This is a genomic window from Vulcaniibacterium gelatinicum (assembly GCF_008033445.1).
GTDB classification, from domain to species: Bacteria; Pseudomonadota; Gammaproteobacteria; order Xanthomonadales; family Xanthomonadaceae; genus Vulcaniibacterium_B; species Vulcaniibacterium_B gelatinicum.
In genome coordinates this window covers 54,293-69,538 of sequence record NZ_VNKO01000007.1, presented here as the reverse complement: position 1 = coordinate 69,538, position 15,246 = coordinate 54,293, and the positions used below count along the sequence as shown (strand labels likewise).

The following is a 15,246-nucleotide window of genomic DNA, read 5'->3' as shown; positions in this document are numbered from 1 at the left end:
GGGATGTTCGACACCGTCCCCACGCTGGATTGCGCGGGCCGCGTCCTCAGGCTCGACCGCCCGCGGGTGATGGGCATCGTCAACGTCACCCCGGATTCGTTCTCCGACGGCGGCGAGCACGCCACGACCGAGGCTGCGGTCGCGCACGGCCTGCGCCTGGCGGAGGAGGGCGCCGACCTGCTCGACGTCGGCGGCGAGTCCACCCGCCCGGGCGCGCAGCCGGTGCCGCTCGAGGAGGAACTGCGGCGGGTGATCCCGGTGATCGAGGCGCTGGCCGCGCGCACCGCGCTGCCGATCAGCGTGGACACCTCCAAGCCGGAGGTGATGCGCGCGGCGGTGGCGGCCGGCGCCGGCATGATCAACGATGTGTACGCGCTGCGCCGCGAGAGCGCGCTCGACGCCGCGGCCGCGCTCGGCGTGCCGGTGGTGCTGATGCACATGCAGGGCGAGCCGCGCAGCATGCAGGACGCGCCGCGCTACGACGACGTGGTGGGCGAGGTGCGCAACTTCCTCGCCGAGCGGGTGTTCGCCGCGGAGATGGCCGGGATCCCGAAGAAGCGGATCGTGGTGGACCCGGGCTTCGGCTTCGGCAAGACCCTCGAACACAACCTGGTCCTGCTCGCCCAGCTCGAGCGCCTGGCCGACCTGGGCGTGCCGGTGCTGGCCGGCCTGTCGCGCAAGCGCAGCATCGGCGAGCTGACCGGGCGCGAGGACGCGCACGCGCGCGTGCACGGCTCGGTGGCCGCGCACCTGATCGCCGCCCAGCGCGGCGCGCGCCTGCTGCGCGTGCACGACGTGGCCGCCACGGTGGATGCGCTCAAGGTCTGGAACGCGGTCGCGGCGGTGCCGGCGCCGCGGGCCAGGGCGGCCGCGCCGGCAATCCGCTGGCCGGACGAGGACTGAGCGCCGTCCGGCGGCCGCTGGACAAAATTTCGCCAACCTGGCCGCGGGCCTTGCGGCGCCGGCCGTGGAACCACTTGTCCACAGCCTCGTCCCGACGCTTGTCCACAATCCTTGTGCACAAGCGCGGCCGGACGCGGGCGGGTAAGCTTCGGCGCTCGAGGGTCCGGTCCGCGGATCCGGAGGGGGAACGCGCCGCATGACCGCCAGCACGCCGCTGATCGTCACCTTCGCCATCTACCTGTTCCTGATGGTCGCCATCGGCTTTGCCGCCTGGCGCGCCACCCGCAGCTTCGACGACTACATCCTCGGCGGCCGCTCGCTGGGCGGCTTCGTCACCGCGATGTCGGCCGGCGCCTCGGACATGAGCGGCTGGCTGCTGATGGGCCTGCCCGGCGCGCTGTACCTGGGCGGGGTGTCGGAGGCCTGGATCGCGCTGGGGCTGGTCGTCGGCGCCTGGTTCAACTGGCGCTTCGTCGCCGGCCCGCTGCGGATCTACACCGAGCGCACCCGCAACGCGCTGACCCTGCCGGACTACTTCACCCACCGTTTCGCCGACCGCGACAGGCTGCTGCGGGTGCTCTCGGCGCTGGTGATCCTGGTGTTCTTCGCGGTGTACTGCGCCAGCGGCATCGTCGCCGGCGCGCGCCTGTTCGAGAGCGTGTTCGGCGTGCCCTACGCGCAGGCGCTGTGGTACGGCGCGGCGGTGACGATCCTGTACACCTTCATCGGCGGTTTCCTCGCGGTGAGCTGGACCGACACGGTGCAGGCCTCGCTGATGATCTTCGCCCTGCTGCTCACCCCGATCGTGGTGGTGCTGAGCAACGGCGGCATCGGGCCGAGCCTGGCGCTGGTGGAGCAGGTGGATCCGACGCGGCTGGACTGGTTCAAGGGCGGCGCACTGGGCCTGGTCGGCATCGTCTCGCTGCTGGCCTGGGGGCTGGGCTACATGGGCCAGCCGCACATCCTGGCGCGGTTCATGGCCGCCGATTCGCTGGCGACGATCCCGAAGGCGCGCCGGATCGGCATGACCTGGATGGTCCTGTGCCTGTTCGGGGCGATGGCGGTGGGCTTCTTCGGCATCGCCTACTTCGCCGCGCATCCGGAGCAGGGCGGGATGGTGCGCGAGAACCCCGAGCGGGTGTTCATCGCCCTGTCCACGCTGCTGTTCAACCCGTGGGTGGCCGGCGTGCTGCTGTCGGCGATCCTGGCCGCGATCATGAGCACGCTCTCGTGCCAGCTGCTGGTGTGCTCGAGCGCGCTGACCGAGGACTTCTACAAGGGCTTCGTGCGCCCGCACGCAGGGCAGCGCGAGCTGGTCTGGTTCGGGCGGGCGATGGTGCTGCTGGTGGCGCTGGCGGCGATCTGGATCGCGCGCGATCCGGAGAGCCGGGTGCTGGGCCTGGTGGCCTATGCCTGGGCGGGCTTCGGCGCCGCGTTCGGGCCGGTGGTGCTGTTCTCGCTGTACTGGCAGCGGATGACCCGCAACGGCGCGCTTGCCGGCATGGTCGTCGGCGCGCTGACCGTGATCCTGTGGAAGCAGACCGGCAGCGCACTGTACGAGATGGTGCCGGGCTTCCTGGCCGCGTCGGTGGCGATCGTGGTCGTGAGCCTGCTCGACCGGGTGCCGGATGACGACGTCCAGGCCACCCACCAGCAGGTGCATGCGGCCTTGCAGGAAAACGGGTATTGACCGCCGACGCGCGTCCCCCCGCCATCGCCCTGATGGGCCCGACCGCGTCGGGCAAGACCGCGCTCGCACTGGAATGGGCCGGGCGGCTCGGCGGCGAGATCGTGAGCGTGGATTCGGCGCTGGTGTACCGCGGCCTGGACATCGGCGCGGCCAAGCCCGACGCGGCCGAGCGCGCGCGCGTACCGCACCATCTGCTCGACCTGCGCGAACCGTGGCAGACCTATTCCGCGGCCGAGTTCGCCGCCGACGCGCGGCGCGCGATCGCGGACATCCTCGCGCGCGGGCGGGTGCCGATCCTGGCCGGCGGCACCGGGCTGTATTTCCACGCGCTGCTGCATGGCCTGGCGCCAATGCCGGAGGCCGACCCCGCGCTGCGCGCGCAGATCGCCGCCGAGGCCGCCGCGCGCGGCTGGCCGGCGCTGCACGCCGAGCTGGCGCGGGTGGATCCGGAGGCCGCCGCGCGCATCCATCCCACCGATCCGCAGCGCATCCAGCGCGCGCTGGAGGTGTTCCGCGCCAGCGGCCGGCCGATCAGCGCCTGGCAGCGCGGACACGGCGCGTCGCGGCTGCCGGTGCGGGTGCTGAAGCTGGTGCTGGCGCCGCGCGAGCGGTCCGTGCTGCACGCGCGCATCGCGCGCCGTTTCGACGCGATGCTCGAGGCCGGCTTCCTCGACGAGGTGCGGCGCCTGCGCGCGCTGCCGGCGCTGGCCACGCACCCGACGCCGCTGGATCTGCCGGCGCTGCGCGCGGTCGGCTACCGCCAGGCGTGGGAGTACCTGGACCGGCTCGAGGCCGCGCCCGCCCTGCCGGCGCCGGAACGCGAGGCGGCGTTCGCCGCCTTCCGCGAGCGCGCGATCTTCGCCACCCGCCAGCTCGCCAAGCGCCAGCTCACCTGGCTGCGCGGCGAGCTCGACGCGCGCTGGTTCGACCCGCAGGCGCAGCGGGCGGAGCTGGAGCGCGCGCTGGCCCGGTTCCTTCCCCGCAGCGCCGGGGCTTGAGCGCGCCCCGCGACCCGGTTCCCACCCCGCGCCGGCCGGGTTGTGTACCATCGGCCGGTCGCCGCCGGGGGAGCGCATCGGGTCGGGCGACGCGGCGCGTGCCGCCACAACAAGAACCAAGCTGGGGAAACCACATGTCCAAGGGACAGTCCTTGCAGGATCCTTTCCTGAACGCGCTGCGCCGCGAACGGGTGCCGGTCTCGATCTACCTGGTCAACGGCATCAAGCTGCAGGGCACGATCGAGTCCTTCGACCAGTTCGTGGTCCTGCTGCGCAATACCGTCAGCCAGATGGTGTACAAGCACGCGATCTCGACCGTGGTCCCGGCGCGCAACGTGCGGGTGGGGCCGGGCGGCGGCTACGTGCAGCCGGCGGCCGATGCCTCCGGCGGCGAGGCCCCGGACGAAGGCGGCGACGATCCGGACTGACAGGAAAAGGCAGGAAAAGGGGTCAGAGTCATTTTTCGCGCGCGAAGCGATGAGTGAGCTTGGCCTTCCCGCTGCGAAAAATGACTCTGACCCCTTTTCCCCCCTTTTCCTCGGGCCGCCGCGCCCCCATTCCATCCTTCCCCCGCCCGCGGGAGAAGGAGTAGAAGTCCCCGCATGTTCGAACGCTCCCGCAAGGGCGAGTACGCGCTGCTGATCCAGCCCCATGCCGGCGGTCCGCCGGAGCAGGACCTGGTCGAGGAGTTCGCCGATCTCGCCCGTTCCGCCGGCGCCACCGTCGCCGCGCTGGTCACCGCGCGCATCGACCGCCCCAATCCGGCCACCCTGATCGGCAGCGGCAAGCTCGAGGAGATCAAGGCCGCCTGCGAGGCCAGCGGCGCCGACCTGGTGCTGGTCAACCATGCCCTGACCCCGGTGCAGGAACGCAACCTGGAGAAGGCGCTGCAGCGCCGGGTGGTGGACCGCACCGGCCTGATCCTGGACATCTTCGCCCTGCGCGCGCATTCGCACGAAGGCAAGCTGCAGGTCGAGCTGGCCCAGCTCCGGCACATGGCCACGCGCCTGGTGCGCGGCTGGACCCACCTGGAGCGCCAGCGCGGCGGCGCGATCGGCCTGCGCGGCCCCGGCGAGACCCAGCTCGAGACCGACCGCCGGCTGCTGCAGAAGCGGGTCGAGCAGTTGCAGAAGCGGCTGGAGAAGGTGGAGGTGCAGCGCACCCAGATGCGCCGTGCGCGGGTGCGCAGCGAACTGCCGCGCGTGGCCCTGGTCGGCTACACCAACGCCGGCAAGTCCACGCTGTTCAATGCGCTGACCGGTGCCGACGCCTACGCCGCCGACCAGCTGTTCGCCACCCTGGACCCCACCGTGCGCCGGGTCGCGCTGCCGGGCGGCCAGATCGTGCTCGCCGACACCGTCGGGTTCGTGCGCGACCTGCCGCACGAGCTGGTGGCCGCGTTCCGCTCCACCCTCTCCGAGGCGCGCGAGGCCGACCTGCTGCTGCACGTGGTGGACGCGGCCGATCCGCACCGCGACGAGCGCATCGCGCAGGTGGACGCGGTGCTGGCCGAAATCGGCGCGGGCGAGCTGCCGCAGCTGCTGGTGTACAACAAGATCGACCGGCTCGACGCCGCGACGCCGCGCCACGACGTGCCAGGCAACGGCCGCGAGCGGGTCTGGATCTCGGCCCGCGACCGGCTCGGCCTGGCGCAACTGCGCGAGGCGCTGGGCGCGCGCCTGGGGCTGCGCCGGATCCGCGCCGAGCTCGCGCTGCCGCCCGACGCCGGGCGCCTGCGCGCGCATCTGTACCGGCTCGATGCGGTGCGCGGCGAGCGCCACGACGCCGACGGCTGGATCCTGCACCTCGACATCGCCGAGGCCGATGCGGTGCGCCTGGCCGCGCAGGCCCACGGCGCGCCGCTGCGGGCGCTGCTGCCCGCGGCGCAGAACCAGGCGGCGACCGGCTAGAATCCCCCGACGCGCGCGGCACGCGCGCTCCCCCTTGCTACGGAGCAGGCATGGCCTGGAACACTCCTGGCGGTTCGCCCAACCGGGGCGGCCGCAAACCCTGGACACCCTCGGGCGGCGGGATCGGCCGCCTGCTGGACAATCTCCGCAACTTCGCCGGCGGCGGCGGCGCCGGCCGCTGGGTCGCGCTGATCCTCGGCCTGTGGCTGGTGTTCGACACCTTCGTGCTGGTCGCCGAGCAGCAGCGCGGCGTGGTGCTGCGCTTCGGCCAGTTCGCGCGGGTGATGCAGCCCGGCCCGAACTTCAAGCTGCCCTGGCCGATCGAGCGCGTGATCAAGGTCAACGCCACCCAGATCAAGACCTTCAGCGACAACGTGCCGGTGCTGACCGCGGACGAGAACATCGTCCAGGTCGAGATCAACGTGCAGTACCGGGTCGCCGATCCGCAGCGCTACCTGTTCGGCACCCGCGACGCCGACGAGGTGCTGCGCCAGGCCGCGCTCAGCACCGTGCGCGAGCAGGTCGGCCGCTCCAGCCTGGACACCGTGCTCGGCGCGCGCAACGCGCTGGCGGTGGCGGCGCGCACCAACCTGCAGAAATCGCTCGAGGCCTACCGCACCGGCCTGGTGGTGACCGAGCTCAACCTGCCCAATGCCCGTCCGCCGGAGGAGGTCAAGCCGGCCTTCGACGACGTCAACAGCGCGCAGCAGGACAAGGACCGCCTGATCAGCGAGGCGCGCGCCTACGCGGCCAAGGTGGTGCCCGAGGCGCGCGGCGAGGCGGCGCGGGTGCGCACCGTCGCCGACGGCTACAAGACCGCGGCGATCGCGCGCGCCAGCGGCGACGCGCAGCGCTTCAGCCTGCTGGTGGACCAGTACCGCCTCGCGCCGGAGGTCACGCGCAAGCGCCTGTGGCTGGAGACGGTGCAGCAGGTGCTGGCGGAGAACCGCAAGGTGGTCGGCGGCGACGGCCGCCAGTTGATCTACGTGCCGATGCGCGAGGCCGGCGGCTCGGCCGCGGCGCCGCAGCCGCCGCTGGTGCCGGCCGAACTGGTCGCGCCGACGGTGGGCGCGGGCGAGGGCGAGCGTCGCCCGGGCCGCAATCCGCGTGACGGCGGGGAGGCAAGCCGATGAAGTTCCGGATCTGGATGGCGGGCGTGGCGGTCGCCCTGCTGGCGCTGCTGGGCTCGGTGTACGTGGTCGCCGAGGGTCACACCGCGATCGTGCTCAACCTGGGCCGGGTGTCGCGCACCGACATCGGGCCGGGGCTGCACTTCAAGCTGCCGTTGATCGAGAGCGCGCGGGTCTTCGACCGCCGCCTGCAGGTGCTGCCGGCCGAGCCGGAGCGTTACCTGACCTCGGAGCGCAAGGACGTCAGCGTGGATTTCTTCGCGGTCGGCCGGATCGAGGACGCGCGCGCGTTCTACCGCGCCACCGGCGGCAACGAGGACGTCGCGGTCGAGCGCCTGGCGCCGATCATCAAGGACGCGCTGCGCAACGAGATCAACGGGCGCACGCTGTCGCAGGTGGTGTCGGGCGACCGCACCGAGATCGTCAAGAGCCAGCTCGACGCGATCAACAAGGGTGCGCAGACGCTGGGGGTGCGGATCGTGGATCTGCGCATCAAGCAGATAGACCTGCCCACCGACAGCCAGGTGATCCGTGACGTGTACCGGCGGATGAGCGCGCAGCGCCAGCAGGTGGCCAGCCGGCTGCGGGCCGAGGGCGAGGAGCAGGCGCAGCAGATCCGGGCCCAGGCGGACCGCGACCGGGCGGTGATCCTGGCCGAGGCCGAGCGCGACGCGCAGAAGCTGCGCGGCGAGGGCGACGCGCAGGCGGCGCGGATCTACGCGCAGGCCTACGGCAGCGATCCGGGCTTCTACGCGTTCCACCGCAGCCTGGAGGCCTACCGCAAGGCGTTCGCCGACGGCGAGGCGGTGATCGTGCTCGAGCGCAACGACCCGTTCCTGCAGTACCTGCGCGACGAGCGTTGAGGCGGATCGGGACGTACGCTGCTTCGTTGCGGAACGGCCGGCCGGACAGGGGCCGGCCGCGCTGGCACTTCGCTTCGGTTGACCGACGATCGAGATGACCACCGAACTGCTCTCCGCCCTGTGCCTGGTCGCCGTGCTCGAGGGGCTGTTCCTGTTCGCCGCTCCGGGCGGGTGGAAGCGCGCCGCCGAGCAGATGCTGGCGATGAGCAACCGCCAGTTGCGGGTGGTCGGCGGGGCGGTGATGCTGCTCGGCGTGGCGGCCCTGCTGCTGGTCCGCTCCTGAGCCGCCCCGGCCGTCGGCCGCGGGCCGCATGGGGTGGCCCCGGCGGGGCAAAACCCGGATAATTCCCGAAAGCCGGACGGGGCCATCGCCCCTCCGGCTTTTCCGTGTCCGCGCCTGCGGCGCCGCTTCCGGAGTTTGGCAATGGGTCAGTCAGTGGTGGTCCTCGGTGCCCAGTGGGGCGACGAGGGCAAGGGCAAGATCGTGGACCTGCTCACGCAGGACATCGGCGCCGTGGTCCGCTTCCAGGGCGGGCACAACGCGGGCCATACCCTGGTCATCGGCGGCAAGAAGACGGTGCTGCACCTGATCCCGTCGGGCATCCTGCGCGAAGGCGCGCTGTGCCTGATCGGCAACGGCGTGGTGCTGAGCCCGGCCGCGCTGCGCAAGGAGATCGAGGAGCTGGAGGCCAGCGGCGTCGAGGTGCGTTCGCGGCTGAAGATCAGCCCGGCCACGCCGCTGATCATGCCGTACCACATCGCGCTGGACCAGGCGCGGGAGAAGGCCGCCGGCGGCAAGGCGATCGGCACCACCGGGCGCGGCATCGGCCCGGCCTACGAGGACAAGGTGGCGCGCCGCGGCGTGCGCGTGGCCGACCTGAGCTATCCGGACGAGCTGGCCGAGAAGCTGCGCGCGGTGCTCGACTACCACAACTTCGTGCTGACCAAGTACCTGGGCGTGGAGGCGGTGGACTTCCAGCGCACGCTGGACGAGGCGCTGGCCTTCGGCGCGTACGTCGAGCCGATGAAGTCCGACGTCGCCGGCATCCTCCACGACCTGCGCAAGGCCGGCAAGCGGGTGCTGTTCGAGGGCGCGCAGGGCTCGCTGCTCGACATCGACCACGGCACCTATCCGTACGTCACCTCGTCCAACACCACCATCGGCGGCGCGCTCGCCGGCGCCGGCGTGGGCGCGGACGCGATCGACTACGTGCTCGGCATCGCCAAGGCCTACGCCACGCGCGTGGGCGGCGGCCCGTTCCCGACCGAACTCGACGACGCGATCGGCCAGGTGCTGCGCGACCGCGGCCAGGAATACGGCGCCACTACCGGCCGTCCGCGCCGCTGCGGCTGGATCGACATCGTCGCGCTCAAGCGCGCGGTGGCGATCAACGGCATCACCGGCCTGTGCATCACCAAGCTCGACGTGCTCGACGGCATGGACAAGCTCAAGGTGTGCATCGCCTACGAATACCGCGGCAAGCGCACCGAGTACGCGCCGCTGGACGCCGCCGGCTGGGAGGAGTGCACCCCGGTGTACCTGGAGTTCCCGGGCTGGCAGGAGCGCACCCACGGCATCACCGAGTGGGAGAAGCTGCCGGCCGCGGCACGCGCCTACCTGCGCGCGCTGGAGGAGCTGGCCGGCTGCCCGCTGGCGATCGTCAGCACCGGCCCGGACCGCGACGCCAACATCGTCCTGCGCGATCCGTTCGCCTGAGCGGCAGCTGATCCAGGCTGGGCGCTGCGGCGCCTTCAGCCGGTGGCCGTGGCCGCCGGCGCCGGTTCCGCGGCGGCGAACTCGACCCGGTTGCGGCCGGCGTGCTTGGCCCGGTACAGCGCCGCGTCGGCGCGGGCCAGCCACGGCCCGGCCTCGGTGTCGGTCTCGAGCATTGCCGCGCCGATCGAGACGGTGATCGCCTCGCCGTTGCAGTGCAGCTGTTCGGCGACACAGGCGCGCAGCTTCTCGCAGAAGACGAGCAGCCCCTCGCGCGTGGCGCCGGGCACGAGCAGCAGGAATTCCTCGCCGCCGGAGCGGAAGAAGCGGTCGCCGGCACGGATCTGGCGCTGGATCAGGCGGGCGAAGTCCATCAGCACCGAATCGCCGGCCTCGTGCCCGTAGCGGTCGTTGATCTGCTTGAAATGGTCGATGTCGAGGATCGCCAGGCCGCACGGCGTGCCGTAGCGGCGGTGGCCTTCGAGCGCGATGCGCAGTTCGCGCTCGAGCGCGCGCCGGTTGTAGGTGCCGGTGAGCGGGTCGTGGCAGGCCAGGTCCTCGAGCTGCGCGCGCTGGGTGTCGGTGCGGTAGGCGAAGATGAAAGAGAAGGCGCAGGTGATGCCCCCGGTGACCAGGAAGGCGATCACATCCATCGAATGCTCGAGCGCGCCCGTCAGGGGCAGTGCTGCCAGGGCGAACAAGGATGCCGTCATCGCCAGCAGCCGCCTCACCAGCAGGAAGTTGGTGAGCAGCACCGGATACATCCACATGATCCCCGGGGGACCGATCTGGCTGGCCACGAACAGCCCGCCGAGGGTGTAGACGAAGACGACGGCGACGCAGGCCCGCTTGGTTTGCCCGCTCCACCAGGCATAGGTCGTGAGCGTGGCGATGCCGAGGATGATGAAGGTATCGGCGACCCCGACCGCCCAGTTGCCCTGGGCGAAACGGAGCACGGCGAACGGCAGGATCCCCACGCATGCGACCAGCCCGAACGGGTCAGGATCGCGAGCCGGAAATCGCCGCGCAGGCGGCGCAGGACGGGGTCGAGACGAGGGAACCGCAGGCGCATTCCCCGATGTTCGGGGCCGCGCGGAGGGCTTGCAAGCTGCGGTGCACCGTACGCGGCCGCAGGGTCACTCCTGCAGCGCGCGCAGGGTCACGCTGGGCGGGGTGTCCAGCACGCGGCGGGTCGCGAACAGGCCGGCGGCGAGCGCGGCGAGCATGCCCAGCGCCCCGCCGGCGGCGGCCAGGCGCCAGTTCGGTTGCCAGGGCAGGTCGAACACGCGTTCGGCGACCACGCCCGACAGCACCGAGGCGGCGATCGCCGCGACCAGGCCGGAGAGCAGGCCGATCGCGGCGAATTCCGAGGCCTGCGCCAGCCGCAGCTGGCGGCGGCTGCCGCCGAGCACGCGCATCACCCCGCCCTCGAGCAGGCGCTCGTCCTGGCTGGCGCTGACCGCGGCCAGCAGCACCAGCACCCCGGCGGCGAGCGCGAACCAGAACACCACCTGCACCACCCGCGAGACCTGGTCGCCGGTGGCGCGCACCTGCGCCAGCACCGCGTCCACGTCAATCACCGACAGGTTGGGGAAGCGCTCGACCAGCGCCGCGGTGAAGCGCGCCTCGCCCTGCGGCACGCGCACCGCGGTGATGTAACTGGCCGGGTAGGGGTCGAGCGCGCCCGGCGAGACCAGGACGAAGAAGTTGGGCCGGAAGCTCTCCCACTCGACCCGGCGCAGGCTGGTGATCGTCGCTTCCAGGCGCCGGCCGCCGATGTCGAAGGCGACGCGGTCGCCGAGCGCCCAGCCGAGCGAGGCGGCGAAGTCCTCTTCCACCGACAGCTCCGGCGTGCGCGGCACGGTGGCGTGCCAGTAGCGGCCGGCCACGACCGTGTTGTCCTCGCGCAGCCCGGTCGCGGTGGAAAGGTTGAACTCGCGCTCGCTCCAGCGCCGCCGCCGGCGTTCGGCGTCGTCCGCGGGGGCGGTGTCGTCGCGGCGCTGGTGCGCCACCGGGGTGCCGTTGCGGGCCACGTAGCGCGCCCGCACCATCGGGTGCAGCTCGGGCGCGGGCAGGCCGCGCGCGGCGATGAACGCACGCACCGGCTGCACCTGGTCGGACTGGACGTTGACGATGAAGCGGTTCGGCGCGTCCTCGGCGAGCTGCCGCTGCCAGCGGTCGAGCAGGTCGGTGCGGACGAAGGTGAGCAGCAGCAGCGCCATCAGGCCCAGGCCGAGGGCGGAGACCTGGGCCACGCTGCTGGCGGCGCGGCGGCTGACGTTGGCCAGCCCGTAGCGCAGGCTGCCGCGCAGGCGCGGCCGCAGCCGGCGCACCGCGACGATCAGCAGCCACGCCAGCAGCGCGAGCACGGCGAAGGTGGCGCCGATGCCGAGCAGCATTGCGCCGCCGAGCGCGGCCGAGCCGGCCTTCCACCACAGCAGCGCCGCCAGGCCGGCCAGGCCGGCGAGGGCCACCGCCCACGCCCTCGGTTCGGTGGCGTCCAGGTCGCGGCGCAGCACGCGCAGCGCCGACACCCGCCGCAGCGCCAGCACCGGCGGCGCGCCGAAGGCGAGCAGCACCACCAGGCCCACGCCCAGGCCGTGCAGCGCCGGCAGCCAGCCGGCGGGCGGGATGGACAGTTCGAGCGTGCGCGCGAGCCAGGCGACCACCGCCTGCTGGCCCGCGAACGCGAGCAGCACGCCGAGCGCGCTCGCGCCCAGGCCGAGCAGCAGCAGTTCGCCGACGTGGATCGCCACCAGGGTGCGCTGGCTGGCGCCCAGGCAGCGCATCACCGCCGCGCCGGACAGGTGGCGCGCGCTGTGCCGGCGCGCGGCCATGGCCACCGCGACCGCGGCCAGCACCACCGACACCAGCGCGGCCAGGCCGAGGAAGCGTCCGGCGCGATCCAGCGCCGAGCGCAGCTCGGGGCGCGACTGGCCGATGGTGACCAGCCGCTGCCCGCGCGCCAGGGCCGGGCGCACGCGCGCGACGAAGCGTTCGACCGCCGCCGGTTCGCCGGCCACGACCAGCCGGTACGCGACGCGGCTGCCTTCCTGCACCAGCCCGGTGCGCGGCAGGTCGGCGAGCGCGATGAACACCTTCGGCGCGACGGCGAAATAGTCGAACGAGGCGTCCGGTTCCTGCGTCACCAGCGCGTCCAGGCGCAGCGTGGCGGTGCCCAGGCGCACCTCGTCGCCGATCCGCGCGCCGAGCGCCTCGGCGCCGGCCCGGCTCATCCACAGCGTGCCGGGCCGCGGAATGCCGTCGGCCGGCCGTTCCACGCCGTCGTCGGCCGCGATCACCCGGAACGTACCGCGCAGCGGATAGCCCGGCCCGAGCGCGCGCAGTTCGCCCAGGCGCAGGCGCGCCGTTTCGCCGCTGCCGACCCGGATCATGGTGTCGAGCTCGACCGTCTCGGCGCGCCGCAGCGCCGGCGTTTGCGCCGCCGCGCGCACCGCGCCGCCGATCGGCGCATCGGCGCGCACCACCGCGTCGCCGCCCATCAGCCGGTTGGCCTCCAGCAGCAGCGCGCGCTCGGCGCGGTCGGTGACGAAGCCGACCGCGGTCACCGCGAACACCGCGAGCGTCAGCGCCGCGAGCAGGATGCGCACGTCGCCGGACTTGAGGTCGCGGCGCAGCTGGCGCCAGGCGAGGACGAGCGCGGGCCGGTTCATGCGGCCACCAGGCGCCCGCCGTCCAGCCGCAGCAGGCGCCGGCAGCGCCGTGCCAGGTGTTCGTCGTGGGTCACCAGCACCAGGGTGGTGCCGGCGGCGGCGTTGAGTTCGAACAGCAGCTCGATGATCGCCTGCCCGGTGCGGGTGTCGAGGTTGCCGGTGGGTTCGTCGGCGAACAGCAGCGCCGGCCGGGTCACGAACGCGCGCGCCAGCGCCACGCGCTGCTGCTCGCCGCCGGAGAGCTGGCGCGGGTAGTGGTGCAGGCGCTGGCCGAGGCCGACCCGGTCGAGGATCGCGCGTGCCGGCGTGGCGGCGTCGGCATCGCCGCGCAGCTCCAGCGGCAGCATCACGTTCTCCAGCGCGGTGAGCGAGGGCAGCAGCTGGAAGCTCTGGAACACGAACCCGACCTTCTCGCCGCGCACGCGCGCGCGGCCGTCCTCGTCGAGCGCGGACATCGGTGCGCCCTCCAGCGTCACCTGGCCGCTGCTGGGCAGGTCGAGCCCGGCCATCAGCGCAAGCAGGGTGCTCTTGCCGGAACCGGAGGCGCCGACGATCGCCACCGCCTCGCCGCGGGCGATGCTGAAACTCAGCCCGTCGAGGATGGTGAGCTCGCCGGAGGGCAGCGTCACCCGCTTGCCCAGATTGGTGACTTCCAGCGCGGGCGCGGTTGCGACCGCTGCCTGGTCGTCGAGTGCGGCTTCGGCTTGCGGCACGGTCGGTTCGGCCTTATTCATTCGGAGCATCCATCGTGGGCCGGCGGGCCGGCCATCGGCAAATCGCGGCACGGCCAAGGGCCGCGCCGACGGGAGAACGCGTGCATGAACCTGCCAAATGGGGCATTCCGGCGCTTCGGGCAATGGGCCATTGGTTGGGGGCTGGCGCTGGCGGCGTGGACGGCGCTGGCGCAGGCCATCCCGGCCCGGGTCCAGCCGCTGCCGCCGCCGACCGTGCTGGTGATCGGCGACTCGCTCTCGGCCGCCTACGGGATGAATGCGGCGCAGGGCTGGGTGGCGCTGACCGCCGAACGCATGGCCCGCACCCACCCCGGCTGGCGCGTGGTCAACGCCAGCATCAGCGGCGAGACCAGCGCCGGCGGCGCGGCGCGCATCGTGCAGGAGGTGGCGCGGCATCGGCCGGCGGTGGTGGTGATCGCGCTCGGTTCCAATGACGCCCTGCGCGGGCTGCCGCTGCGCGAGATGCGGCGCAACCTGGCGCGCATGATCGGCGCGGCGCAGGGCGTGGGGGCGCGCGTGCTGCTGGTCGGCATGCGCATGCCGCCGAACTACGGGCCGGAGTACACCGCCGAGTTCGAGCGCAGCTTCCGCGACCTGGCCGCGCGCTTCGACACCGCGCTGGTGCCGTTCCTGCTCGAACCGGTCGCGCTCGAGCGCGACGCCTACCAGGCCGACAACCTGCACCCGGTCGCCGCCGCGCAGCCCAGGCTGCGCGATCACGTGTGGCGTGCGCTGGCGCCGCTGCTGCGCGGGAGCGCCGCAGCGGCAGGCGGGTCTTCCCAGAGGTAGGAGTCCATGCACAGCGTGCCGTAGGCCATGCCGCCCTCGAGCCGCTGCGGCGGCGGATCGCCTTCGGCCGCGCCGGCGGCGACCAGCAGCGGCAGGTAATGCTCCTCGGTCGGGTGCGCGCGCCCGGCGAACGGCGCGCGGCTGCGGTAGTGGACGAGGGCCTCGGTGTCGCCGCGCGCGGCCGCGTCGGCCACCCAGTCGGCGAAGGCGCGGGCGTAGTCGGCGTCGCGCACCTGCCGGCGGAACTCGTCCAGGTTGTGGGTCAGGCTGCCGGAGCCGACGATCAGCACGCCCTGCGCGCGCAGCGGCGCCAGGGCCCGGCCCAGGCGCAGCGCGCCGGCGGTGTCCAGATCGAGCGGCAGCGACACCTGGAACACCGGCAGACGGCCCGCCGGCAACAGATGCCGCAGCGGCACCCAGGCGCCATGGTCGAGGCCGCGGGTGGGATCGGGCGCGACCTCGAAGCCCGCCGCCTGCAGCAGGCGCATGGCTTCCGTGGCGAACTCCGGCGCCCCGGCCACCGGATAGCCGAGGCGGTACAGCGCCGGCGGAAAGCCACCGAAGTCGTGCACGGTTTCCGGGCGCAGCGTCGTCATCACCCGCACCCCGCGGGTCTGCCAGTGCGGCGACACCACCAGCACCGCACGCACCCCCTCCAGGCGGCGGCCCAGCGCGGCCAGCTGCGGGCCGAGCCGGCCCGGCTCCATCGCGAACATCGGCGAGCCGTGGGAGACGAACAGGACGGGGGCGCGGGACATGACGATCTCTCGGACAGGAGCAGGACGGCACGCGGCGCAGGATCCGCGCCGCGTGCGGGTGGGGCGTGCGGGGTGGAAAACGG

The 15,246-nt window shown here is 73.1% G+C and carries 14 protein-coding genes; 10 read left to right on the top strand and 4 right to left on the bottom strand.

The window, feature by feature from the left end; translation table 11 throughout:
- Positions 1-3 precede the first annotated feature (3 nt).
- The 9 genes from folP to FPV26_RS05980 all read left to right on the top strand — a co-directional run bounded on the left by folP (position 4) and on the right by FPV26_RS05980 (position 9,211).
- Positions 4-903, top strand: coding sequence for a dihydropteroate synthase (folP, locus tag FPV26_RS06020; RefSeq protein WP_147652813.1), 900 nt, complete (start codon positions 4-6; stop codon positions 901-903).
- Between the two features lie 196 nt (positions 904-1,099).
- Positions 1,100-2,593, top strand: a complete 1,494-nt coding sequence (gene putP / locus FPV26_RS06015; protein WP_147652812.1) for a sodium/proline symporter PutP — start codon at positions 1,100-1,102, stop codon at positions 2,591-2,593.
- Positions 2,590-3,591 carry a tRNA (adenosine(37)-N6)-dimethylallyltransferase MiaA gene (miaA, locus tag FPV26_RS06010; RefSeq protein WP_147652811.1) on the top strand — a complete coding sequence of 334 codons (1,002 nt, stop codon included), beginning with the start codon at positions 2,590-2,592 and terminating at the stop codon, positions 3,589-3,591. The genes putP and miaA overlap by 4 nt, the downstream gene beginning before the upstream one ends.
- 134 nt (positions 3,592-3,725) lie before the next feature.
- A complete protein-coding gene (hfq, locus tag FPV26_RS06005) occupies positions 3,726-4,019 on the top strand; it encodes an RNA chaperone Hfq (RefSeq protein ID WP_147652810.1) in 294 nt (97 codons plus the stop codon).
- Positions 4,020-4,193: 174 nt separating this feature from the next.
- Positions 4,194-5,501 carry a ribosome rescue GTPase HflX gene (gene hflX, locus FPV26_RS06000; RefSeq protein WP_147652809.1) on the top strand — a complete coding sequence of 436 codons (1,308 nt, stop codon included), beginning with the start codon at positions 4,194-4,196 and terminating at the stop codon, positions 5,499-5,501.
- 50 nt (positions 5,502-5,551) lie between these two features.
- Positions 5,552-6,634 (top strand): FtsH protease activity modulator HflK, encoded by a 1,083-nt coding sequence (gene hflK, locus FPV26_RS05995; RefSeq protein ID WP_147652808.1) that lies wholly within the window; start codon positions 5,552-5,554, stop codon positions 6,632-6,634.
- Positions 6,631-7,494, top strand: coding sequence for a protease modulator HflC (gene hflC / locus FPV26_RS05990; RefSeq protein ID WP_147652807.1), 864 nt, complete (start codon positions 6,631-6,633; stop codon positions 7,492-7,494). The genes hflK and hflC overlap by 4 nt, the downstream gene beginning before the upstream one ends.
- A 94-nt stretch (positions 7,495-7,588) precedes the next feature.
- The gene (locus FPV26_RS05985; RefSeq protein ID WP_147652806.1) at positions 7,589-7,777 is read left to right on the top strand and encodes a DUF2065 domain-containing protein; all 189 of its coding nucleotides are present in this window, start codon (positions 7,589-7,591) and stop codon (positions 7,775-7,777) included.
- A 141-nt stretch (positions 7,778-7,918) separates the two neighbouring features.
- Positions 7,919-9,211 (top strand): adenylosuccinate synthase, encoded by a 1,293-nt coding sequence (locus FPV26_RS05980; protein WP_147652805.1) that lies wholly within the window; start codon positions 7,919-7,921, stop codon positions 9,209-9,211.
- A gap of 35 nt (positions 9,212-9,246) precedes the next feature.
- Here FPV26_RS05980 and FPV26_RS05975 read toward each other — a convergent pair whose 3' ends face one another.
- The 3 genes from FPV26_RS05975 to FPV26_RS05965 all read right to left on the bottom strand — a co-directional run bounded on the left by FPV26_RS05975 (position 9,247) and on the right by FPV26_RS05965 (position 13,616).
- Positions 9,247-10,185 carry a GGDEF domain-containing protein gene (locus FPV26_RS05975; protein ID WP_147652804.1) on the bottom strand — a complete coding sequence of 313 codons (939 nt, stop codon included), beginning with the start codon at positions 10,183-10,185 and terminating at the stop codon, positions 9,247-9,249.
- 159 nt (positions 10,186-10,344) lie between these two features.
- Positions 10,345-12,882, bottom strand: coding sequence for an ABC transporter permease (locus FPV26_RS05970; RefSeq protein ID WP_147652803.1), 2,538 nt, complete (start codon positions 12,880-12,882; stop codon positions 10,345-10,347).
- Positions 12,879-13,616 (bottom strand): ABC transporter ATP-binding protein, encoded by a 738-nt coding sequence (locus FPV26_RS05965; protein ID WP_147652802.1) that lies wholly within the window; start codon positions 13,614-13,616, stop codon positions 12,879-12,881. The genes FPV26_RS05970 and FPV26_RS05965 overlap by 4 nt, the downstream gene beginning before the upstream one ends.
- 84 nt (positions 13,617-13,700) lie before the next feature.
- Here FPV26_RS05965 and FPV26_RS05960 point away from each other — a divergent pair, with 84 nt between their 5' ends.
- A complete protein-coding gene (locus tag FPV26_RS05960; protein WP_147652801.1) occupies positions 13,701-14,405 on the top strand; it encodes an arylesterase in 705 nt (234 codons plus the stop codon).
- Here FPV26_RS05960 and FPV26_RS05955 read toward each other — a convergent pair.
- The gene (locus FPV26_RS05955) at positions 14,333-15,163 is read right to left on the bottom strand and encodes a dioxygenase family protein (RefSeq protein WP_147652800.1); all 831 of its coding nucleotides are present in this window, start codon (positions 15,161-15,163) and stop codon (positions 14,333-14,335) included. The two genes, FPV26_RS05960 and FPV26_RS05955, sit on opposite strands and share 73 nt — an antisense overlap.
- Positions 15,164-15,246 lie beyond the last annotated feature (83 nt).